Below are 23,210 nucleotides of genomic sequence, written 5' to 3' on the forward strand. Positions count from 1 at the left end.
CTAAGGATTCTTAGGTAACATTAGCGATCATGATGGCCAATCTCCCGCTCGACCAGGTCCGCACGCTGCTCGCGGTCGCCGACGAGGGAACGTTCGACGCGGCTGCCGGCCTTCTGCACGTGACGCCCTCCGCCGTGAGCCAGCGCGTGAAGGCGCTGGAGCAGCGCACCGGCAGCGTGCTGGTCACGCGTACGAAACCGGTGCGGCTGACCGAGTCAGGGCAGGTGGTGGTGCGGTTCGCGCGGCGGATCACCGCCCTGGAGCGGGACGCGCGGGCCGAGCTGGGCATGGCGGGAGCCGGCGAGCCCGTCCGGGTGTCGATCGCGGTCAACGCCGACTCGCTGGCCACGTGGCTGCTGCCGGCGCTCGCGCGGGTGCCCGCCGATCCGCCGGTCTGCTTCGAACTGCACCGCGAGGACCAGGAACACACGACGGCGTTGCTCCGGGAAGGCACCGTGATGGCGGCGGTGACGTCGTCGGCCACGCCCGTGCAGGGGTGCTCGGTGCGCAGGCTCGGCAACCTGCGGTACCTGGCCGCGGCGATGCCCGCGTTCGTCGCGCGATGGCTGACCGGGACGTTGCTCGACGACCTGACCCGAGCGCCGGTCGTGGTGTTCGACCGCCGCGACGACCTGCAGGACGCGTTCGTCCGCTCGCTCGGCGGGCACCGCGCGAGCGAGCTGCGGCACTACGTTCCGGCGTCGGAGGCGTTCGCGGAGTCGGTCGCGGCGGGCCTGGGATGGGGGATGGTGCCGGAAGAACAGGCGCTGCCGCGGTTGCGCGCCGGGGAACTGGTGTCGTTCGCGCCCGACCGGCCGGTGGACGTGCCGCTGTACTGGCAGCAGTGGAAGCTCGACTCACCCGCGCTGTCCACAGTGGCCGAAGCGATCGCGGCGACGGCGGCGACGTCCTTGCGGAGCGCCGCCTCATGAGGTTCGTCGACCACACCTTCGAACTCCCACTGGATCACGACCGGCCGGACGGCGAGCGGATCACCGTGTACGCACGGGAGGTCACGGCCGATCCGCACCTGCCGTGGCTGCTGTTCCTCGGCGGCGGACCGGGTTTCGCTGCGCCGCGCCCGATCGGCGACGAGGGCTGGTTGACGCGTGCGCTGAAGGACTACCGGGTGCTGCTGCTTGACCAGCGCGGCACGGGCCGGTCGACACCCGTGACCCGCGCGGTCGCCCTGTCGCGGGGTGCCGACTACCTCACCCACTTCCGAGCCGACGCGATCGTGCGGGACGCCGAGGAGATCCGGTGGACACTCGTCGGGGACGAGCCGTGGACCGTGCTGGGGCAGAGCTTCGGCGGATTCTGCACGGTGACGTACCTGTCGTTCGCGTGGCAGGGGTTGCGTGCGGCGCTGGTGACCGGCGGGCTTCCGGGGCTCCACGTGGACGCGGTCGGGGCGTACCGGACGCTGTATCCCGTGGTGACGGCCAAGAACCGGGCGCACTACCGGACCTACCCGTCGGATGTCGAGCAGGCACGGCGGGTCGCGGCGCACCTGCTGTCGGAGGACGTCCGGCTGCCGACGGGTCGCCGGCTCACCGTGGAGGCGTTCCAGGCCGTCGGCAACATGTTGGGAGCGCGGAACGGCAGCGCGCGCCTCCACTACCTGCTGGAGGATCCGTTCACCGGTGGGTCGCTTTCGGACGCCTTCCTGCTGTCGGCACAGGACGCGCTGTCGTGGGCGACGGCCGCGAACCCGCTGTACTACCTGCTGCACGAGGCGACATACGCGCAGGGCGCCGGCGCGACGGGCTGGGCGGCGCAGCGGGTGCGTGGGGAGTTCCCGGCGTTCGACGCCCGCGCCGCGCTGTCCGGCGACGCGCCGGTGTACTTCACGGGCGAGATGATCTACCCGTGGATGTTCGACGACGACCCGCTGATGGCCCCGCTGCGCCCGCTGGCCGACGAGCTGGCCGATCGTCCACAGTGGTCCGACCTCTACGACGTGGAACGGTTGCGGAGCAACCAGGTCCCGGTGGTGGCCGCCGTGTACGACACGGACATGTACGTGAGCCGGGAGCTGTCGCTGCAGACCGCCGCGCGGATCGGCGACCTGCGCCTGTGGCACACGGCCGACCACCAGCACGACGGTCTGCGCGTCAGCGACGGTGAGGTCATGTCACGGCTGCTGGCGATGCTTTCCTGACCCGCCGTGCTCGGCCACCCAAGGCGGCGGGTGCTCGTCATGGCCGGGAAACCCGTAGGTGTCGTCGTTCGGCCAGTTCCTCCGCGCTGACCACGGTCAGCACCGGGGTGCCCGGCGGCGCGAACATGGTCACCACCAGCTGCGACTGCGCGTCCGAAAGGTTGTTGGCGCCCTGGTAATGGATCACGTCGCCCCCGGGCTCGAACAGGGCGTCACCGGCCTTGAGCACCCGGGGCGGCTGCCCCTCCAACTCGAAGAGGATCTCGCCCTGTGTCACGTAGCCGAAGAGTGGCCCGGGGTGCCGGTGCGGCGGCGCGCCGGGGTCACCGGGCGACAGGGTGACCCGGATGGTCCTGGCCTCGGCGCCAGCCGGGATCCGGGCCGTCGCCTCCGGCAGGGTCTCGATCACCTCGACGCCTGGGGGCAGGTGTGCGGGCCCAGCGCTCATGTATTCCTCCAAACAGAGACTGTCCGCACCAAGGACAAGCCCGCTTCCCCGTTTGTGACACATCAGCACCGGTTCGTGTAGCGGCACGCCACCACAGTTGGTTGTTCGACCGGGTGGCCCGCTGTGATCGACCACGCCAGCCGGACGTACTGGGCGTGTGTCCACGCCAGCGGTGTCGCCGACGTGGTGCCCGTGCCCGGGTGGACACCTGGTGGCGCCTGGTTGTCCCACACCTGTTCGGGCAGCATGAGGCCACTGTTCGCGGTCGCCGCGATGGTCCGCAGTCGGTCGCGAGCGCTGGCCGGGGCGCCCGCCAGCAGTTCGTACTCGCCGCGCTCGCCGGCGAAGATCGGCCACAGGCGGCCGAACGTACGCGTCGGCGCCGGCCAGATCACGTTCCACGGCCCGCCGTTCGCCTGCTCGCCGTAGCCGTCGTCGGTGAAGCGGTGCCACAGCTGCCCTGCCGGCGTCCGTTCGCCCAACTCGCGGTCCACGACCGCGATCGTGTTGCGCACCACGGGATCGTCGGCAGGGCGGACGCCGAGGCGGACCAGTTCGAGGAAGCTCGGGTCGACCACCGCGCGCTGGTCGACCTCGCCAACGTTGTTGTCGCCCAGGTTGTACGTGGTGCCCGCGTTCGGGTTGCCGTCCTTCGTCAGGCGCAGATAGTAGGGATCACCGGACAGCGGACCGGTGCTCGTGACCGTCCAATCCTCCACAGTGGACGCCCAGCGGTCCGCGATGGCCAGGTACCGGGCCGCGCCCGCCGTGTCGCCGGATCGGCTCAGCAGGTCGGCGAGGCACACCAGGCCCGCGATCTCCGACGCGATCGTCGCGGGGGAGTAGCCGCTCTGATTCTCCCACCGCTCCTGCTCGGTGAACGGCGCGTTCGGGTAGTTCACCATGAACTCCGCCGCCCTCCGCAGTCCGTCCATTGTGGACGGATCGGTGCGGTTCAGTAGCCAGGCCAGCAACATGGGCGCCGCGGTCTCGTCGAGCTGCACGCTCGTCCAGTAGGGCTCGCCGGTCACGCGCGTGTTCTGCGCCAGATGACCGTCCGGCTGCTGCTGCACGCCCAGCATGTAGTCCAGCGCCCGGTTCGCGCCCGCGCTGTCGCCGGCCGCCAGGAGACCGGTCGCGATCTGGTACAGGTCCCTCGGCCACACCAGCGCGTACGAGCCGAACTCCGGCGCGATCTGGCGGTCGAACCCGAACGCCCACGGGAAGCCCGGTGCGGCGATGTAGGCGCCGGGGTTGCGCTTGTCCTCCGACGCCGCCAGCACCAGCAGCGAGCTCCGGTACACCGCCCGCTCATGGGCGCTCGTCACCGAGGACGGCGGCCGACGCAGGCCGGAAACGTAGTCCCGCCAGCCTTTCGCGTACTGCTTGGCCGCCCGGGCGAAGCCCGTCGACAGTGATTGCCTCGCCGTTCGCAGTGCTTGGTTCGAGGATTGGCCGAAGCCCAGCGCGAGCGTCTCTTTCTTGTGCCGCACGCCGTCCAGGCGCAGCTCGCCCGTCTGCACGACGTTGCCCGGCCCCGCCTTCGGGTACCGCCAGTCCATGCGGTGGTCCGCGAGGTCGGTCCAGCCGTCGCTCGTGCCGAGGTAACCACTCGACGTCGCGCCGAAGCCGTGACCGGCGACCAGCGCGCTCGACGCCGCGGCGTCCGAGGCGATCAGCGCGTCGCCGCTCCGCGCGGTGTCGTCGTTGCCTTCGCGGGACAGTGCGGGGTCGTAGAGCGCGTACACCCGCAGCGCCGTACGTGCCCGGAACGAGACGTCCACCAGCACCGTCGCGCGTGCCGGGTCCGTCACGTACGTGGTTTCCGCGCTCCAACCGGTGCCCTTGGCGGTCTGGCGGAAAGAAAGGTCGCCGACCTGCTCCGTTCGTCCGCGGACTTGTTCCGTGAACGAACGGCCATCCGTCACCACGAGAACCAACTCCCGCGTCGCCGGCGTGCTCAGGTCGGGATAGAACACCTCGGTCATCCGCCCGCCGCCCACGGTGAACCACACCGGGCTCTCCGGACCACCACGTGCCGTGCCGAAGCCCTGTTTGTCCGCGGGCTGGTACACCGCTTCGGCGCCTGGTGCGCCAGGGGCGTCACTTCCGTCGACCGGGGCCGCTCCTGTCGCCGCGACTACCGCCAGGACTGACAACAACACCGTTGTTCGCACACCGAATACGGTGCCTCACCCGCCGATGGTGTGCATAACGAGCGGACTTAGCGTGCGTCTGCCGTGGTGCTGAGCCGAATCTGCGCGTCGAGCCAGGCATTCACCGCGGCTTCCGGCCGACCTAGTGCGATGGCGAACCGGTGAAGTGCGGCGGACGCCTTCGAAAGTCCAGTTTCACGCAACGTTGCTACGGCCTCCGCCACTCTTTGTTCGAAATCTGGAGGAAGGTGGCGTAGTCCTCGATGTGCGGCCTCCGCGCACACACCGAGCGCGGCGTCCAAGGCGATGGTCACCGGATCGGACGGCGTACTCGTCGCACCGTGGAGTGCCGCGCTGCCGTCGCCTGGTGCGAGATCCGGCACCACCACGGAGGTGTCCACGACGAGGGCGGTCGGGTCGAGGACAAGCGCACCTCTGGTGCGTCGAACGGCTCCGGCCACGAACCGCGGACCCGCCCGCAGCGCGGCGTCGATGGTGTCGAGCGCGGCCGGGGCGGTTGGCCGGTAACTCGCCGAGAGCACCGCGCTCGTGCCGGCCTCGTCCGTGATCACCGCGTCAAGGCGCTGGTCGCCCGGGTGGTAGCCGATGTCGAGCACCTCGGACACGACCAGCACGCGGAGATGTTCCGCCTCGACCCGGGGACGCACCAGCCGCGGCGCGAGGTTCGCGAGCGCCTTGTCGAGCATGGCGAGATCCCGCACCAGCACCGGACTGGGCAGCGTGTCCCAGGTGCCGTTCGACGGGGTGACGCTCGTCTTCCCCACCCGGCTGGACACGAGCCGAACCACCCGGCTCGCACTGCGTGCCGCGGACTCCGACACCAGGTTGCCCGCCGCGAGCGCGGCAAGTGTCGTGCCGCCGAGCCGCCGTCTGGCCAGTGCCGCGCCCGTTTCGTCGGTGTCCCACCGTTTTCTGAGCACGAGCACCGTGCCTGCTGGGTCGGCCAGGTACACCTCGGCGGCGCCTGTGGTCACCCGGCAGCCCAGGCCGGTGAGGCGGACGCGGTTGAGCGGTGTCTCCTCGGGTTCGTCGCTGCCGAGCACACGGGACGCCGGCGTCGCGCCGCCGTTGCTGCTCGCTCGGTGCCGCGCGTGGAGCTCGGCCACCACGTCCGCGACGCGTTCCGGCCGGTAGTGCGCGGCCCGTTCCCGGTACGCGGCGAGCTGGTCGGCGAGGTCCGCGAGCGCGGCCAGCGGGTACCGCAGGTCGGCGAGTTCGCGTTCGGCGCGGGCGAACGCCGGGGCGAGCGAGGTTCCGGTGTGCATGGCGCCGTCGAGGAGCACACCGGTGGCGAGGTCGACCGCGGCGGCCACGCCGCCCTGGCCGCGGACTTCCCTGGTGGGTTGCCCACCGACGTCGAGTTCGACATCGTCGCTGGTCAGCCCCTTTTCGTCCGCCTCGCGAAACGCCAACACGGCCAGCGCGACCGCGTCCTGCCGGGTGCCGTCGACGTGGACGTAGCTCAGGTCGTGCGGCACGAGAAAGCGGACCGTGCACGTGCCGAGGTCGGCCGAGGGCTCCGGCTGCTCGGGCGTGGGCCGGTGCAACCGGGCGGGGAAACCGGCGGCCAAAGCTCGGCGTGCCTTGGTGAGCACACCGGCCGGGACGTGCTGCTCCAGTGCGTCCGCCAGTTCGCCGGGGGACCAGCGAACCAGCTCGGACGGGGCGGCGTGCGCGCGCTGGTAGGCGAGGACGAGTGCGAGCTGGTGGCGGCAGAAACCCACCGCCGCGCAGCTGCACGTGCCGTCCTTCCCTTGGGGCAGCACGGTTTCGGTGCCGTCGGGGAAGTGACCGCGGACCGTGCCGTCGTCGTCGGTGGTGACGGTCGGGCCTGCGCCGGCGTCGAGGTCGCGGGTCGCGCGTTTCAACAGCCCGCGGTTGGCGAGCGTGACGAGCGCCTGTTCGGTGAGCGCGAGGAGATCGGTCCTCACCGTGCCACGTGCTCCGCGACGAACTCGGCGAGCTGGCCGGGCGTCATGGCGCCGACGTGCGCACCCACCGAGACGAGACGACCGGCCAGCTCGCGGTCGTACGTCGGGTTGGCCGACTCGTCGAGCGCGGCGAGACCGAGGACATACGTGCCCTCCTCGACCAGGTCACGGACGAGTCGCACGAGCCGGTGCGGGTCGCCGCCCTCGAAGAAGTCGGAGATGACGGCCATGATCGTGCGGCGCGGGTTCTCGACGAGGGTGGTCGCGTAGGCCACGGCACGCGCGATGTCGGTGCCGCCGCCGAGCTGGACCTTCATCAACAGCTCGACGGGGTCCTCGACCTCGCGGGTGAGGTCGAGGACGTTGGTGTCGAACGCGACGAGGTGGGACTTGACGCCCGGCAGACTCCACAGGCACGCGGCGGTCACCGCCGAGTGGATGACCGAGTCGACCATGGACCCGGACTGGTCGACGACCAGGATGACCTGCCACTGGTCCACATACCGCCGCACCCGGCTGACGAAGTACGCCTTCTCGAGGTAGAGCCGACCCTCGTCCGCCCGGTAGTGCCGCAAGTTGGCGCGGATGGTTCGTTTCGCGTCGAAGTTGTTTCGCTGTTTGGACAAACTCCGTCGCCGGCTGCGCGTACCGCTGAACGCTCGACGGACATCGTGGGCCAGTTTCTCCATCAGGTCCCGCACCACCGCCTCGACGATCCGCTTGGCGAGCTCGAGCACGGCGGGGTTCATGAGGTGCTTGGTGCGCAGCACCGCGCGGAGGAGCGTCTGGTTGGGCTTGATCCGTTCGAGGACGGTCGGGTCGGTGACGATGTCGGTGATCTCGTAGCGCTCGACGGCGTCACGTTCGAGCCGCTCGATGGTTTCCTTCGGGAAGAGGCGGTGGATGTCGTCGAGCCAGTCGACCGTGGTGAGAGTGGACTCCTCGGACCCGCCCTGTCGCGCACCGCCACGGCGGATCCCGCGGTTCCGCAGCTCCTCGTCCCGCCCGTACAGCCAGTCGAGCGCCGCGTCCCGAGCGACGACCTCGCCCTCGCCGTCCGCGCCCAGGGACTGGCTGGCCGCGCGGCCAAGAATGAGCCGCCAGCGTTCGAGCGTGGGATCGGGTGTGGTCATCGCCGGTGAGCGTAGTGCACCACCCGCGAGGCGAATCAGGTCTTTTCGTTGTGGGTGATATTGGTCCGTGGTAGGTCGGTCCTCGAAGGGCGAATTTCTTCGCCCGACGACTGAGGGGAACAAATCATGCGACCTGCCGCCGCTGCTCTCACACTCGTGTTGCCGGTCGCGCTGGTGTCGCCCGCCGCGCCCGCGTCCGTCGCGCGGCCGACGCCGAGAACGCCGTCAACGCCGTCGTCGCCTGGGACGCCAACGCCCAGACCGCCATCTGGGACATCGCCGGACAGCAACCGCCGCAGGTCGCGGGGCGCAGCTTCGCGATGGTCAGCGGCGCCGTCTACGACGCGGTGAACGCGATCGAGGGCAGACCGTACGACCCGTACCTGGTGGCGCCGCGCACGAACGGCACCGAGTCGACCGACGCCGCCGTCGGCACCGCCGCCTACCGAGTCCTCGAGTCGCTGTTCCCTGACCAGGAAGAGCGGCTGTCCGCCCAGTACGCGGACTGGCTCGACGCCATACCGGACGGCCGGGCGAAACTCGGCGGGATCAGGGTGGGCGAGCGGACCGCCGCCGCGATGATCGCCGCCCGCGAGGACGACGGCGCGTTCGGGAACCGGCTCTGGACGGAAGGCACCGGCCCCGGCGAGTGGCGCCCGACGCCGCCGGGCTTCGAGAACAGCGGTGCGTGGGTGATGGATCTGCGGCCGTTCCTCATCCCGAACGCGGCGATGTTCCGCACCGCGGGCCCGCCCGCACTCACCAGCCGCCAGTACGCCCGCGACCTCAACGAGGTCAAGCGGCTCGGCTCGGCGACCAGCACGGCCCGCACCGCCGACCAGACCGAGGCGGCCCGCTGGTGGCACGACCGCCGTTCCGTCCACTGGGAGATCAAACGCCAGCTCGCGGTCACCCAACGGTTGAGCGCGCTGGCAACCGCGCGACTGTTCGCACTGGTGGACATGACCGGGGAAGATGGTTCGATCGCGTGCCAGAACGACAAGGAGTTCTGGAGTTTCTGGCGTCCGGTCACGGCCATCCGGCTCGCCGACACCGACGGCAACCCCCGCACCACGGCCGACCCGAACTGGACGCCGCTGCTCGTGACGCCGCCCTTCCCGGACTACCCGTCCGGCCACTCCTGCGGCACCGGCGCCCGAATGGCGGCGTACGAGCGTATCTTCGGCACGGACGAGGTCGCCTTCAGCGCGTTCAGCGTCGACAGCGGCACCACCCGCCACTTCGACAGCTTCTCCGCGGCGACCACCGAGGTGATCGGTGCCCGCATCTGGGGCGGCATCCACTTCCACACAGCGGACGTCAACGGCGTCGGACTCGGCGAGGCCGTGGCCGCCTACACCACAGAGAACCATTTTCTTCCGCGTCGGTAGAACATCGGCTCGGCGTCTGGTTGGACAACGTGGCAAGTCCACCACCGGTCGGGTGGACTTGCCGCGCCCAGACCTGTTTTCCCTGCTCAGCAAGGAATGATGTGCTGATCGACACGACCCGAGGGGATCGGCATGACCATGATGACGCGACGACCGGAGTCGACGGTCCGAGGTGAGGTGCTGGGCGCCGAACTGCGCCGCATCAGGGAGACCGCTGGCTTGACCTTGTTGGAAGCTTCCGAATCGGTCGGCATCAGCCCGAGTCATCTGTCCAAACTGGAGACTGGCAAACGGGCGCACCGCATCGAGGACGTGGCCTCCCTCTGCACGGTGTACCGGGTCTTCGGCCAGGAACGCCGAGATCTTCTCGAATTCGCGAGGAATTCCTCCGAGCTGGGCTACTGGCAGAAACGCAGCCTGTCCTTCGCGTCGAAGGTGGGCACACTTCGGGTGCTGGAATCCCGGGCGACCGCGCTGTTCAACTTCGAAACGATGTTCGTCCCCGGCTACCTGCAGACAGTGCCCTACATGCGTGCCGTCATGCGCGGCGGGATGATCAACGATGAGGAGGAGATCGATCGGCGAGTGGTTGCTCGAATCCAACGACAGTCCGGGGTTCGCCACCGCAGCGTGGCGGTGACCGCGGTCGTGTGCGAGGCGGCCCTGCGAACGCAGATCGGTGGCACGGCGATCATGCGCGATCAGCTCAAGCACGTTGTCGAAGCCGCTGCCCGGCCGAACGTGACATTCCAGGTCGTGCCGAACTCGGTCGGCATGCATCCGGGGCTCGAGGGGCCATTCCTCCGGCTCCGGTTCGCCGACCGCCCGGGAGTGGTTTTTCTCGGCTGCGGTGACGGCTCAAGCCTGATCTTCGAGGAACCCGAGGACATTGAGTACTACAAGGTCGTGACCGCGGCGTTGCTCGGGGTCGCCCTCAGTCCCCAGGAGTCGGTAGCATTGGTTTCGGGTATTGCCGCGGAATTGGAGTGAGCCTTGACCAGCTGGCGCAAAAGTTCCTTCAGTGGCAGTGGCGACTTGTGCGTCGAGGTGGCCTGTGTGCCGGCCGGAATCGCCGTCCGGGACTCGAAGGATCCGGATGGCCCGATGCTCACGTTCCCTCGACTAGACCTTCTCTCGCCAGCAACTCGTCCACGTGTGCTTCGAGCCTTGCGAGCTCCGTCAGCTCCGACGGCTCCAGCCGAAGCCTGAGCAAGCTCCGCGCCGACCCGCGCAACCCCCGCCGGGCCAGCAACCGCTCCGCGATCGCCTCCCGATCCTTCGGTGGGAAGTACGAGAACGCGCCTCGTAGGGCCGGCACCGCCACGAGAAAGTCGTGATCGCTGAAGGAAGCCACCACCTCGTCCAGTGTGGACAGCACCGTATCGTCCGACGCGAGGACCTCGTCCCGTGCCAGGGCGAACAAACCGGCCAGCCAGTCACCCAAAGTGGTCGTCGTTGTCGCGCCACGGATCGCCGGTCGCGGCTCCACCGCATCGCCGAGTGACCAGGTCAGTCCAAACGCCGCGCCCCTGAGGTCCGGCGGCGCGGTCTGGTCGTTGGCGATCCTGCGCATCACCGCAACGGCGGCCTCGCGGTCGGTGGCCGACGAGTAGTGGACGAGCGTGTCCCGCAACGCGGTGATCGTCTGCAGGCGCGCGGGGTTCGCCGGGGCGGGGCCGGTGTGGATCCCTTCGGCCAGCCACAGGATCCGGCTCACCGACACCTCCAGCACCGAACCCAGCAGCGGGCTGCCCGCGGTGCCGAGCAGGCGGTCATGGCGCCACAGCCCGAGCACGATCGCCAGCACCCCGGCGAACTCCGCCAGGTCCGACGCCTCCGCCACCTTCGGGCGGAGCCGGTCGAGCACCGTCATCGACAGGTCGGCCAGACCGCAGAACGTGGCGTCGAACAGCGTGGTCGCCAGATCCGTGGACGCCAGCCGACCCAGGAGCACGGCCTGTGCCGCGTCCGCCAGGGTGGGGCCGTGGGCTCCCGCCTCGATGAGTGCCGGGAGTTGGAGGTCCGTCCTCGCCCGCTCCCACTCCTCGTGCAGCACCGGGTCGACACCGCTCGCCGGTCCGGAAAGTCTTTTGTAGCCGGGGATGCGCAGCACCCGCAGCCGGTGCAGCACCCGGCTGCGCTCGACCTCCACGGTCAGGTCCAACCGCACCGGACCGCTGCCGGACAGGTCGTGCCGGTCGAGCTGCGCGTCGACGTCGTGCACCAACGGCGGCAACGGGGTGTGCCGGTGCAGCTTCCCCACCCGGTCACCGCTCAGCGCCGCCACCATCTCGACCACGACCGGGTCCGTGCCCGCCACCAGCTCACCGCGGCGGGTCCACGGCAGCGGCTCCTCCAGCGCGTTGCCCACCAGCGCCGATGCCAGGCCGTCGAGCATGTCCGTCCGCGCCGGGTGCGGATGTCCACGCAGCCGCGCCAACCCCTCGGCCTGTGTGCGGGCCGCGATCAGGTCCGCCGTCGACACCCGCTGCTTCCGCTTCCGCAGGCGCCGGACGACCGTCTCCATCAACGCCGTCGCCGCCCGGGCCGGGCCGTCCTCCCACAGTCGCTGGTAGTAGGCAGGCGACGGCATGCCCGACTGGTAGCCGGTGAACGCGTCGAGCCGCCGGAACGAGTACGGCACCAGATAGCTGCCCTGCGTCGCGCCGTCCGGCGGCGCCGGCAGCTCCGGCCACGCCGTGTCACCCGACTGCGCCAGCGTCACCAGGGCCGGCCGGTGGAAGCCACCCGTCACCACGACCACCGGCCGGTCACCGGCGTCGGCCACGGCCGCCCGCACCCAGGCGGCCATGAACGCTTCCCGCTCGGTGTCCGACGGTCCGGCCGCGGCCGCGCCGCGCAACACGTCGAAGTACGCGGCCAACCCGGACGTGTCACCCGTGACCTCGAACAGGTGGTCCCACAACGTGTCCACGTTGTCCACCGCGTACACCTGGCACAGCCGTTCCATCGCGTCGGCGTACCTGGCCTCCGCGTCCGCGTAGACGTTCACCCGATCCTCGAACGCCGGATGCCACGCCGGCAGGTCGATGAACCGGATTTGCGCGCCAACCCGCGTGGCTTCCGCCAGCGCAACCCACTCCGGTGAGTACTCGCAGAACGGCATCCACGACATGTGCTCACGCTCCGCCGAACGAAAATGCGTGAAAACCGCGATCGGCAGCGTGTGTGCGAGCAGGAGTTCGTTCATCCGGTCGTTCAGGTCCGCCGGACCTTCGACCAGAACGTACGCGGGTCGAAGCAAGTCGATCGTGGATTGGACCAAGTGTGCGCAGGCTGGGCTGAAGTGCCGGACGCCGATGAACGTGGCGGGCATCAGGGCAGCGCGAACCGGCTCGCGTGGAGCTCCTGCCAGTGAACGCCTTTCTTGCGCGGCACCTGTTGCTCCAGATATCGGCGCAACCTCGCCAGGTCGTCCGCGTTGTCCTTCGCCGCGGCGCCGGCCAGGCACTCGACGATGTCCGCCGCCGTGCCCGCCTCGCCACGCAGGTACCAGCCACGCAGGCCAACCGCGTGGGCGACCGACACCGCCTCGGCCGTGCTCATCACGGTCGTCAGCCGGTCCATCGGCTCGTTGCGGTCGGTCACCCCGGTGCGCAGCTCCCGGAACGTCGTCACCAGAACTTCGAGCACTTCCTTGCTCGGTGCGACGGTCACGCCCGACCGTCGAAGCAAGTTCGTGGCTTCGGCCTCCACGAGAGCGAGTTCGGTCGAAAAGTCGGCGATGGGGAACACGGTCTCGAAGTTGAAGCGCCGCTTGAGCGCGGCGCTCATCTCGTTGACGCCACGGTCACGGGTGTTCGCGGTGGCGATCACGTTGAAGCCGTCGCGGGCGAAGACCATCGCGTCCGGGCCCGTCAGCTCCGGGATCGCGACGACCCGCTCGGACAGCAGCGACAACAGCGAGTCCTGCACCTCGAGCGGGCAGCGCGTGATCTCCTCGAACCGCACCACCTTGCCCTCGGCCATGCCCCGCACCATCGGCGCCGCCACCAGCGACCGCGGTGTCGGCCCCTCCGCGACCAGCAGCGCGTAGTTCCACGAGTACTTGATCTGGTCCTCTGTGGTCGCGGCCCCACCCTGGATGGTGAGCGTCGAGTCGCCGCTGACGGCCGCCGCGAGCAGCTCCGACAGCAGCGACTTCGCCGTGCCCGGCTCGCCGACCAGCATGAGCCCGCGGCTCGTCGCCAGCGTCACCAGCGCGCGGTCGACGAGCGACGGGTCACCGACGAACTTGCGGGAGATGCCGCGGGACTCGTCGCCGACGACGAACCGGCGAGCCGCGTCGAGCGACAGCGCCCATCCCGGCGGACGCGGCCCGTCCTCCGCGCGAAGTCGGGCCAGTTCATCCGCGTACCGCACTTCCGCGGGCGGGCGCTGGAGGTTGTCGGTCACCGTGTCGTTCCTGTCAGTTCGGTGAGATCGGCGAGCACCTCGGACGCGGTCACCGCGTCCAGCTCACCGAGGGGCCGGGCACCCTCGGGGGAGAAGTAACCGTCGTCGTCCGGGTTCAGCCACACCTTCGTGATCTTCTGCTCCGGGAACTCGTCGACCATGGCGACCACGATGCCCGGCTCGATCTCCACGATGACGGTGCGACCGCCCGGCACGGGCCGCAGGATCCAGCCCTCGACGCCGCCGTCCTCCGGGGCGGCGCGGCGCCACCCTTTGTTGGTCATCCCGAGCACCTTGACCGTCGGCAGCACCACGTTGGCGAACATCGTCAGCTCGGTCGCCGTCCGCTCCTCGGCGGTCAGCGCGTACACGGGCCTGCCGAGCTGCGGGAACGGCTGGAGGATCTCGTAGTCGGCGAAGATCTCCGCCCACGCGGCCAGGTCGTCGGCCAGATGCAGCGGGTGGACGATGCCGATGCTCGCCTCGTCCGGCAGCGTCACCGTGTCGTCCGTGACGCCCGCGAACGTGCGGTCCTCCGCGACCCGGAAGGTCAGCGTGACGGCATCACCCGGCTCGTCGCCGCGGTAGGTCGCCCACACCAGCCGGCGCACGACGTGCCGCAGCACCGGGTGCGCGACGAACAGGTCGCGGAACTCGGTCGTCGTCCACCGCCGACCTTCGACCATGGCTTGTTGCAGCCGGCGGACCTGGTCCGCGGCCAGAGTTCGGACATCTTTCTTCAATGCGGCGAACCGTTTGTACGACGCTGGTGCCAGGTTGTCGTCGTCCCGGACGCCGGGCTTCGGCAGGTCCTTGCGGCGGGCACCGGTTTCGTCGACGACGTACGGCACGAGGCGCTCGTCGAAGCCGACGACGAACGTGCGCGGCCCGTAGTCGAGGACCAGGCTGCCGTCGTCGTCGAGACCGAGATCGGGCACCAGTCGGTCGGCGAGTTGGTCGGCGGTGAGCTCGAGTTCGGCCGCCACCTCTGCGATCTTCTCCTGCGCCTTGGTGCGCAGGCCGGTGAACTTGACCTTCTGCGCGATGCCGTGCAGGTGCATGAGCGCGACGTCCGTGCCGATGGCGGCGAGGACGTCGAGCGCGTTGACGGCGCGGCTGTGCCCGCCCTCGCCCGGCCAGGCACGGACGAGCGGGGTGAGTCGGCGGACGGTCTCGTCGTCGCCCCACCAGCCGAGCGCGGTGAGCGCCCAGCCGTCCTTGGCCGGCATGTCCGCGGTCTGCCACGCGGCGAACAGTGCCCAGGCGAAGTCGGCGAGGGAGTCCGGCGTGCACAGCTGTCTGACGACGTCGACCCCGGGATAGATTTCGTCCGGTTTGGACATCGCGAGCATGGTGACCACGTGCGTGGTCGCGGTGCGGGGAAGCGCCGTGCCGTGCTCACGCGTGATCAGTTGCGGGAGGGTGGCGACGTCCAGCCAGGCGGGCACCGGCGGGATGCGGGCCGGCAGCACGTCGAACGGATCGGTGGCGAGCAGCGTCGCGATCCCGGCGGCCGCCTGTTCGCCGTACCGGGCGGCGGCCTCGGTGACGACGGCCGGGTCCAGCAGCCGCAACGCGGCCTCGGCGGCCTTGCGCTCCTTGCCCGGTTTGCCGAGCGCGGCGGGAACGAGAGCGCGTGCGGCGGCCTCCGGGTGCCGCCCGAACCAGGCACGGGCGATATTGCGCACCGACTTGAGCCGGGCCAACGCGTCGGCCATCAGCGTGGCGACCTCGGCGTCGGCGAGCGGGAGGAACGCCCCGGCGGTCATGGCCGCACCACCGCGTCGCGCGATGTGCAGCAGCACGGGGAGGACGTCGAGCTCGTAGCGGGCCGCGAGGTGGCGCAGCCAATCCCCGGCGAACCACGATTCCGCCGGTCGCCACTCGGCCAGCAGCGGACGCGTGACCTCGTCCGGCCCGAGGGCGATGACCAGGCCTTCCTGGTAGCCGAGTGTGCCCGCGCGGAACATGCCACGGATGTCGTTCGGGTGCCTGGACGCCACCCAGTAGCGGTCCCAACGATCCGTCGACGTCCACTCGTCCCGTTCGCCCGGCAGCCAGACGACCGCCGGTGTGACGTCCGGGACGAGATCGGTGACGACGACGGGTTTCGCCGCCGCGCGCTTCTTCCTGGTCCACGGCGGGGCGACGAACAGCGGCGGGAGGCTGGCGGGGTCGGCCTCGGCCACCGGCCGCGGCAGCTGCGCGAGCCTGGCCCGCGTGGCGGCGGGCAGTTCGGCCTTCGCGAGGAGGTCGGCGTGTGTGCGCACATGGGCGCGCAGGAGGTCGGTCGCGGCGGGGTTCGAGTGTGCCGCGGCCAGCTTGCGCGCCGCGCGCACGGGGAAGCGGTCCATCGCCTCCTGGAGGAAGGGCCGCACCCACCGTTTCGTCGCACGGCGCACCAGCAGCTCGAACGCCTCGTCGGTGGGAATGAGGGCCAGCGCGGCCAACACCTGCTTGATCTCGTCGGTGTAGTTGCCGGCATGCTGGTCGTACAGCCTGGCGAAGAACGGCGCGACGGCCGGGCCGATCCCGTCGACCATCGTCGGTGCCACGGTGGGCGAGTTGAGCAGGTAGTACGGGTCGATCTCCATGCCCGCCAGCTGTTCGAGGTCGTCGACCGCCTCGGCCAGCAGCGGCGTGGCGTGCCTCCTGATCCCGACGACGGCGTCGACCCAGTCCTTGCGCTCCGGCACGAGGAACGCGGTGACCAGCAGGTCGTGCTTGGTCCGCCGGTACTCCTCCAACGCGTCGACGGCGTCGGAGTGGTCTTCCTCGCTCGCGACGGCGAGGTGCCAGCGGAGCCGGCCGGCCAGGGTCTCCACACAGGGCACGTTGCTGAGTGCCTGAACCCCGCTCTTGTGCCGTTGGAAGGCCGAGTAGTTCACGAACATCGGCTGGCGTTCCATGACGGCCCGTGTCGCCCAGGCGAGCCCGTGCTCGGCGACCCAGGCGTCGACGAAGGCAGCGGTCTCGCCGGGCCTGCCCGTGTCCTTCTGGTTCGTGACGGCCCAGTCGACGATGGTGGCCACCACGGCGGCGTCCCTCGGGCTGCCGGTCCGTTCGTCGAGGTAGGTGCGTGCCTCGCCGACGTCGCCGTTGCCGCCACGGCGCTCGATGACCTCCACGACCTTGCTCCGGAACTCGTCGACCAGCCGCCACGCGCGGTCAGGGTCGGCGTCGAGCGAGGGGACGAACCGCCCACCGCGGCGCGGGTGGATCAGAGCACGCCAGGCGTCGGGATAGACGAAGACATCCTCGTCGGGGACGGCCACCCCGACCGCCGCCACCCCGACCGCCGCCACCCCGACCGCCGGCACACCGGCCGCCGGCACACCGGCCGCCGGCCCGCTGCCGGTTGCCACGCTGCCCGCCGCCACGCTGCCCGCCGCCACGCCGGCCGCCGCCGCGACACTGCCGGTCGTCGCACCAACCGCCGCTTCGCCGGCGGTCGCCTTGCCGGCGGTCGCCTCGCTGTCCGCCCCGGTGTCGGTGGGGGCTGCGGTGGTCGTCGCCTCGGTGTCGGTGGTGGTTGCGCTGGTCGTCGCCCCCGTGGCAGCGGTCGCCTCCGTGGCCGATGCCGCGTCGGCGGCGGTTGTCGCGCCGGCCGTTGCCCCGTCGGCGATTGCCGTGTCGGCGACTGCCGCCGGACTTGGCCCGACCGCCGCCGGACTTGGGGTGATCGGTGCCGGACTTGCTCCAGCACTCACCGCACTTGCTGCGACGGGCGCGACCGAGGCGGCGTCGGATGGATCTTCCTCGTAGCCTTTCTTCAGTTTCTGGGTGACGAGCTTCGCGACGTGGGCTTCCGCCTCGGTCGCCGACACCAGGTCCTTCACCTGCGTCTGGCCGGCGGTCCCGACGCGGCCGAAGTTGATGGTCACCGTCGAGCCGTCACGGTCGATCGACCAGAACTTGTGTGACGTACCGCTCTCGAAGGTGAAGCGCCGCACGCTGCCCCCCATTGATCCCTGGGTCCCGACCCGGCGGAGATCCTAAACCCAGCGAAATCCGCGCGGACAGGGCACGATGACAGGACCATGGCCGCAGGGAAGCACGTCAAGCGGGTGACGATCGGCGTCGTCGGAGGTGTCGTCCTCCTCGTCGGGGTCGCCCTGCTCGTGTTGCCCGGACCGGGCCTGCTGCTCGTGCTCGCCGGACTGCTGATTCTCGCCTCAGAGTTTCCGTGGCTCGAACGCTACGTCGACCCCGTGCGGGACCGGGCCATGAAGGCCGCGGAGGACAGCGTGTCCTCGCCACTGCGGATCACCGGGTCGGTGCTGTGCGGGCTCGGGCTGCTCGCGGCCGGCGTCATCTGGGGGCTGCGGGTCTTCCCCTGGCTGCCGCTGGCGGGGTGGAGCACCGGGTCCAGCCTGATCCTGTCCGGGATCGTGCTGCTCGCCCTGCTCGGCTGGAGCTACCGGAAGGTCAGCGCACGGCGTCGGTGATGTGCTCGCCCAGCAGGTCGGGGGCCGCACGTGCGCGAGGTGGACCTGCCCGGCAAGCCGGAGCGTCTTCGCCTGCGGAAGTGCGCTCGCGAACAGGGCGGACGCCACCCCTCCGACTGCTCGCCGACCAGCAGCGTCACCGGCCCGGCGAGGCTCGGGTAGCGGTCGAGTGCCGGGCTGTGCGCGTTGATCGCGGCCAACTCTCCGCGAGTGGTGCGGCCAGCGGGACGAACGCCGCCCAGGCCGGTGACCGACGCTGGTCCTCGACGTACTCGGCCGAGAACACTTGCGAACGAAGTGGCCTCCGACACATCGTGCCAGAGGCCACTTGGTCCAACTCTCAGCCGACTTCGTCCAATGTCAGCTGACCGAAGCACCGCCTCCCGGCTGAACCACGCCGTTCACCGTCAGCGTGTACGGGGCGTACTGCTGCACGAGCTCGGTCGGCTCGTCGTAGGCCACCACCGCCACCACCTTCGGGAACACGGTCAGGCACAGCAGCTGCGCCCAGCCCAGCTTGAGCGTGTTCCTGCCGTTGAACTCGACCTGCAGCGCGACCTGGTTGCGTTCGTCGTACGCGATCAGCCTCAGGTTCCAGTTGTGCACCGACACCGGGCGGATCTCGGTCGGCGAGTCGAACGGCGCGAGCGATGCGCCGTCGCTGACGACCGTGCCGCCGACCGTGAGGTCGTCCACGAGCAGGCCGCCCATGTTGACCCCGCCGTCGGAGGTGTACTGGACGCCGACGAGCACCGTCTGACCCGCGTACGCGGACAGGTCGAACGAGTGCGGTTCGAACCCGGTGGTCTCGCCGTTGAGTGCCGGGCCGAGCGGGCCCGGGATCGTCCGGTCTCCGGCGACCGGCGTGTACGTCGCGCCACCGTCGGTCGAGACGACGACGTAGCCGTAGTCGAAACCGGGCTCGGCGCCGTACTTCGCGTTCATGCGGAGCGTCGGGTCGGCGGCGGGCACCGTCACCTGCGTCACCGCCGTGGCGTTGAGGTTGTTGACGTTGCCCGACCACAGCACCGGGTCACCCGGGCTGTCCGGATCGTCGGACACCACGGTCCACTGCAGCGGGATCGGCGGCAGCGACGTCGCGCCATCGAACTTCAGCGACCTCAGGTCCTTGCCCTTGAGCACCGTGCCGTTCGCCCTCTGGAGCGGGACGAAGTCCGCGCCGTTGGGCGCCGCGCCCGGGTCGTCGTAGGACTGCGGGTTCGCCAGGTTGACCGTCGAACGCAGGCTCGGCGACGTCACCCGCTGCTTCGGCACACCGATCGTGATGCCCCGCCGCGAGTCGCCGACGATCTTGTCGAGCAGCGTCATCGACTGGTGGTCGTGCAGCACCTTGTACAGGTCCGCGCCCTCGTCCGCGAGCGCCGCCTGGAGGCTGGCCAGCCCCTGGCGTTCGCCGTCGTTGTGCAGCCGCGACATGAAGTCGGGACCGTACCGGTCGAACAGGAACTGCATCAGCGAGTACGCGTGCCCGTAGTCGGCGAGGACCGCGTTCGGGTTGCCCTCACCCCACAGGTTCAGCGAGTTCTCCGCACCACCGCAGTCCCGCGGGTTGGTGTTGAAAGGCGTCTGCACGATGCCGAAACCCTGGTAGCAGTACAGATGACCGTCGCCGCCGCGATCGAACACGGTGAGGCGAGGGTCGACGTAGCCGGTGATGGTCTGTGCGAAGTCCGACAGACCTTCGTTGATCCAGCTCCCTTCGAACGGATCGGTGTAGTACATCAGCAGGTGCTGCCACTCGTGCGCGAACACGCCCTCGTAGGCCCTCGGGCGTGCCGGCCGGCTGGTGCACAGGTCGCTCGTCGGCTCGTCCGCCGGGTTCGCGCCCGTCCGGTGTGCCCAGTCGAAGGCGTCGACCGTCATCACGTTGCGGTCGACCAGCTCGTTGAACTGCGACGAGAAGAAGCCGGCGATGTAGGTCGGCGCCGCGGGGAACGTGTAGAAGTTGTCGTCCCGCACGTTGTCGATCAGTGCGACCGTGTTGTCGCCGTCCCCGGTGAAGTCGAAGCCGTCGAGGATCGGGCTCGGGTTCGAACCGTCCCGGTCGGGTGGCGTCGAGAAGGTCACCGTCTCCTTCGGGAACATGTTCGTGTCGAACTCGCTGACGAGCGAGGCGACCTGCGCGTCGGTGACGGTGGTCGAGTTCGGGATCGCCGCCCGGCAGTCACCGGCGGGGAAGGCGGTGTCGTTCGCGACCCAGACCTCGATCTTGTCGCCGACACCGCGGAGTGTGTACTCCTTCAGGTACAGCTCGCCCATCGCGTCGTCCAGCGCCAGCCACGGCCGCACAGTGCCGACCGGCGGTGTCACCCCGGCGACAGCCGCCCGGTTCGCGCTCGGCTGGTAGCTGTTCGGCACGACCACAGGCTTGCCGTCGAAGGTGAAGTCCTTCCTGGTCAACTCCCTGGTGTCGTCGGCGGGTGGGGCTGTGGTCGGTGCCCCGGCCGCCGCCGAAGCGGGGAGCACCTGCAGGATGGGAACCACGAGTAGAGCGGCCGCAACCGAGACTAATCGGCGTCGTCGCATCGAAACCCTTTCGATTTGCGTGCCCGCCGCGGGGTGGCCCACTGTGCGGGCACGGTTGTGACGTGCCCCCGTACCAGACTTTCTCGGTTTGGGGGAGCAGGTCGTTATCAGTGTTGATCGAGCGGTTTTTCCCGGTTGGGCCGCATTGCGGATGGGAAATTTTGGCGTCGACCGGCGTCTTGTGCTCGCCGCGAGAATGGATTAGTCCAACAATGGAACTGAGCCGCTCAGCGGTGCTGCCGAGTACGCAGGCCGGCGAGGAAGCAGTCCACGGCTTCCTCGAACAGCGCGGCCCGGTCCATGACGGCCAGGTGATTGTTCGCCGCGAGCGTGGGATAGGTCGCGGCTTTGTCGCGCACGTGCTCGCTGGCCGACTCCTGAGAAATCCGCGGCCCGGTGTGCCAGGCGGACTCGGTCAGTGCCGAGCCGATGGTCAGGTTGGCGAGACCATGTGTCGCCATCGAAAGGACTTGTTTCGCGAGGCCGGCACGTTCCAACGCCGACTGGAGGAACTCGGTGCGGGCCAGGACGTTCGGGCCCAACATCGGCCGGCCGAGCAGCCCTGGTGCCCACGGATGACGCACCATCGTGGCGTGCCAACGGATGACCAGCGTCTTGGCGTCCACGGCCCAGTCGGCGGTTCGCTCGGGGATGGCCACCTCGGCGAAGATCGCGTCCAGCGCCAGGTCCAGGACGTCGTCCTTCGTCTTCACGTGCCAGTACAACGTCGGCGGTGCCACGTCGAGACGTTCGGCCAGTCGCCGCATCGTCAGCGCCGCCGACCCGTTCGCGTCGAGCAGTTCGACAGCCGCGGCCGTGATGCGTTCGCGGCTCAGCGGGTCGCGGTTGGGCTTGTGCTCGCGAAGCCACACCTCGCCGGCGACTCCGCCAGATCGGCCGCCTCGTCCACCCGCGCGTAAACCCTTCGCCTCCACATCGGGAACTCTAGTACGTTGGGCGAAGTCTCGACCAACGTTCGGGAGGCGTTGTGGCGCACGTCGAGGTCACCGATCTCACCTACCGGCTCGACGACAGCCGGCTCCTGTTCGAGGACGTGTCCTTCCGGGTCGGGGAGGGAGTCACCGCCGGCCTCGTCGGACCCAACGGCGCTGGCAAGACCACGTTGTTGCGACTGGTCGCCGGCGAACTGCGACCGTCAGGGGGACGGATCGCGGTCACCGGCGGAACCGGGGTGATGCGGCAGTTCACCGGCTTGGGCCGCGTCCGCGACCTGCTGCTGGGTGTCGCGCCGGACCGGATTCGCGCCAGCGTGGCCGAACTGGCCGCGGCCGAGGCCGCGTTGACCGGCGACGAGGCGACGCAGCTCCGCTATGCCAACGCACTCGCGGAGCACGTCGACGCGGGCGGGTACGACATCGAGGTCGTCTGGGACACGTGCACGACGGCCGCGCTGGGACTGTCGTTCGCCGCCGCCGCCGACCGGCCGCTCGACACACTGTCCGGTGGAGAGCAGAAGAGGTTGGTTCTCGAAGCGCTGCTGCGTGGTCCGGATTCGCTGTTACTGCTCGACGAGCCGGACAACTTCCTCGACGTGCCGGGGAAACAGTGGTTGGAGGAGCAACTCCTCGCCAGCACGAAGACAATCCTGCTCGTGTCGCACGACCGCCAACTCCTCGCGAACGCGACGGACCGGATTCTGTCGGTCGAGAACCGGGACGTGTGGGTCCACGGCGGAAGTTTCGCCACTTTCTCCTCGGCCCGGCTGCGCAGGATCGCCGAACTCGACGAGAAGCGTCGCCGGTGGGAGGAAGAGCGTCGCCGGCTGCGGGGCATGACGCACGCACTGCGCCAGGCCGCCGCGAAGAACGACGCGGTGTCGTCGGCGTACAAGTCGGCACGTGGCCGGCTCGCCCGGTTCGAGGAGTCCGGCGGGCCGAAACGACCACCGCGTGAGCAGAACATCCGAATGCGACTCTCCGGCGGTCGCACCGGCAAGCGGGCGTTGACCTGCGAGCGCGTGGCGCTGACCGGGCTCACCGCGCCGTTCGACCTGGAGGTCTGGTTCGGCGAACGGGTCGCCGTGCTCGGCGGCAACGGTTCGGGCAAGTCCAGGTTCCTGCACCTGCTGGCGGGTCACGCCGTCGACCATGGCGGCACGGTCACCCTCGGCGCGCGTGTCGTGCCCGGCCACTTCGCACAGACACATGTCCGACCCGACCTGGCGGGACGGCGGGTGGCGGACATCGTGATGGCGGCCGCGGCGCTGCCACGCAACGACGCGATGGCCGCGCTGGCCAGGTACGAGATCGCGCCGGCGGGCCAGCAGACGTTCGACACCCTTTCCGGTGGGCAGCAGGCTCGGTTGCAGATCCTGCTGCTCGAGTTGGCCGGCGCGACGTTGCTGCTCCTCGACGAGCCGACGGACAACCTCGACCTCGCGAGCGCGGAGGCACTGCAGGTCGGGCTGCGTGAGTTCACCGGCACGGTGCTCGCCATCACCCACGACCGCTGGTTCGCCGCCGAGTTCGACCGCTACGTGTACTTCGGCCGGGACGGCCGGGTGCGCGAACTCGACAGTCCGCTGTGGGATTAATAGC

The 23,210-nt window shown here is 69.9% G+C and carries 15 protein-coding genes; 6 read left to right on the forward strand and 9 right to left on the reverse strand.

The window, feature by feature from the left end; genetic code table 11:
- The first annotated feature begins 29 nt into the window (after nt 1-29).
- Together VF106_RS50400 and VF106_RS50405 are read left to right on the forward strand one after the other, a co-directional pair.
- Complete coding sequence (locus VF106_RS50400) at nt 30-932, forward strand: LysR family transcriptional regulator ArgP (protein WP_330847287.1); 903 nt, start codon at nt 30-32, stop codon at nt 930-932.
- On the forward strand, nt 929-2,161 hold the full coding sequence (locus VF106_RS50405) for an alpha/beta fold hydrolase (protein ID WP_330847288.1): 1,233 nt from the start codon (nt 929-931) through the stop codon (nt 2,159-2,161). The genes VF106_RS50400 and VF106_RS50405 overlap by 4 nt, the downstream gene beginning before the upstream one ends.
- 37 nt (nt 2,162-2,198) lie before the next feature.
- Here VF106_RS50405 and VF106_RS50410 read toward each other — a convergent pair whose 3' ends face one another.
- The 4 genes from VF106_RS50410 to VF106_RS50425 form a co-directional block, all read right to left on the reverse strand.
- Complete coding sequence (locus VF106_RS50410; RefSeq protein ID WP_330847289.1) at nt 2,199-2,609, reverse strand: cupin domain-containing protein; 411 nt, start codon at nt 2,607-2,609, stop codon at nt 2,199-2,201.
- A 62-nt stretch (nt 2,610-2,671) separates the two neighbouring features.
- Nucleotides 2,672-4,786 carry a glycoside hydrolase family 15 protein gene (locus VF106_RS50415; RefSeq protein ID WP_330847290.1) on the reverse strand — a complete coding sequence of 705 codons (2,115 nt, stop codon included), beginning with the start codon at nt 4,784-4,786 and terminating at the stop codon, nt 2,672-2,674.
- Nucleotides 4,787-4,833: 47 nt separating this feature from the next.
- A complete protein-coding gene (locus tag VF106_RS50420) occupies nt 4,834-6,717 on the reverse strand; it encodes a YehQ family protein (protein ID WP_330847291.1) in 1,884 nt (627 codons plus the stop codon).
- A complete protein-coding gene (locus VF106_RS50425; RefSeq protein ID WP_330847292.1) occupies nt 6,714-7,850 on the reverse strand; it encodes a VWA domain-containing protein in 1,137 nt (378 codons plus the stop codon). Before VF106_RS50425 ends, VF106_RS50420 begins: the two co-directional genes overlap by 4 nt.
- Nucleotides 7,851-8,170: 320 nt before the next feature.
- Between VF106_RS50425 and VF106_RS50430 the strand changes: the two genes are divergently transcribed.
- Nucleotides 8,171-9,241, forward strand: a complete 1,071-nt coding sequence (locus VF106_RS50430) for a vanadium-dependent haloperoxidase (protein WP_330847293.1) — start codon at nt 8,171-8,173, stop codon at nt 9,239-9,241.
- Between the two features lie 132 nt (nt 9,242-9,373).
- Nucleotides 9,374-10,231, forward strand: coding sequence for a helix-turn-helix domain-containing protein (locus VF106_RS50435; RefSeq protein ID WP_330847294.1), 858 nt, complete (start codon nt 9,374-9,376; stop codon nt 10,229-10,231).
- Nucleotides 10,232-10,349: 118 nt separating this feature from the next.
- Here the strand turns inward: VF106_RS50435 and VF106_RS50445 are convergent, their stop codons facing one another.
- From VF106_RS50445 to VF106_RS50455, 3 genes are read right to left on the reverse strand one after another with little or no spacing between them, the layout of a single operon-like run.
- On the reverse strand, nt 10,350-12,578 hold the full coding sequence (locus VF106_RS50445; RefSeq protein WP_330847296.1) for a DUF5682 family protein: 2,229 nt from the start codon (nt 12,576-12,578) through the stop codon (nt 10,350-10,352).
- On the reverse strand, nt 12,578-13,657 hold the full coding sequence (locus VF106_RS50450; protein ID WP_330847297.1) for an ATP-binding protein: 1,080 nt from the start codon (nt 13,655-13,657) through the stop codon (nt 12,578-12,580). Before VF106_RS50450 ends, VF106_RS50445 begins: the two co-directional genes overlap by 1 nt.
- On the reverse strand, nt 13,654-17,610 hold the full coding sequence (locus VF106_RS50455; RefSeq protein WP_330847298.1) for a DUF4132 domain-containing protein: 3,957 nt from the start codon (nt 17,608-17,610) through the stop codon (nt 13,654-13,656). Before VF106_RS50455 ends, VF106_RS50450 begins: the two co-directional genes overlap by 4 nt.
- Before the next feature lie 87 nt (nt 17,611-17,697).
- Here VF106_RS50455 and VF106_RS50460 point away from each other — a divergent pair, with 87 nt between their 5' ends.
- Nucleotides 17,698-18,105, forward strand: a complete 408-nt coding sequence (locus VF106_RS50460) for a PGPGW domain-containing protein (protein ID WP_330847299.1) — start codon at nt 17,698-17,700, stop codon at nt 18,103-18,105.
- 360 nt (nt 18,106-18,465) lie between these two features.
- Here the strand turns inward: VF106_RS50460 and VF106_RS50465 are convergent, their stop codons facing one another.
- Together VF106_RS50465 and VF106_RS50470 are read right to left on the reverse strand one after the other, a co-directional pair.
- Nucleotides 18,466-20,592, reverse strand: a complete 2,127-nt coding sequence (locus tag VF106_RS50465) for a hypothetical protein (protein ID WP_330847300.1) — start codon at nt 20,590-20,592, stop codon at nt 18,466-18,468.
- 287 nt (nt 20,593-20,879) lie between these two features.
- On the reverse strand, nt 20,880-21,587 hold the full coding sequence (locus VF106_RS50470) for a TetR/AcrR family transcriptional regulator (RefSeq protein ID WP_330847301.1): 708 nt from the start codon (nt 21,585-21,587) through the stop codon (nt 20,880-20,882).
- Between the two features lie 53 nt (nt 21,588-21,640).
- On the opposite strand from VF106_RS50470, the gene VF106_RS50475 reads away from it, so the two are divergent.
- Nucleotides 21,641-23,206 carry an ATP-binding cassette domain-containing protein gene (locus VF106_RS50475; protein ID WP_330847302.1) on the forward strand — a complete coding sequence of 522 codons (1,566 nt, stop codon included), beginning with the start codon at nt 21,641-21,643 and terminating at the stop codon, nt 23,204-23,206.
- Nucleotides 23,207-23,210: the final 4 nt, after the last annotated feature.

The sequence above is a fragment of the Actinophytocola sp. genome (genome assembly GCF_036378875.1).
In the GTDB taxonomy this organism is placed as follows: domain Bacteria; phylum Actinomycetota; class Actinomycetes; order Mycobacteriales; family Pseudonocardiaceae; genus Actinophytocola.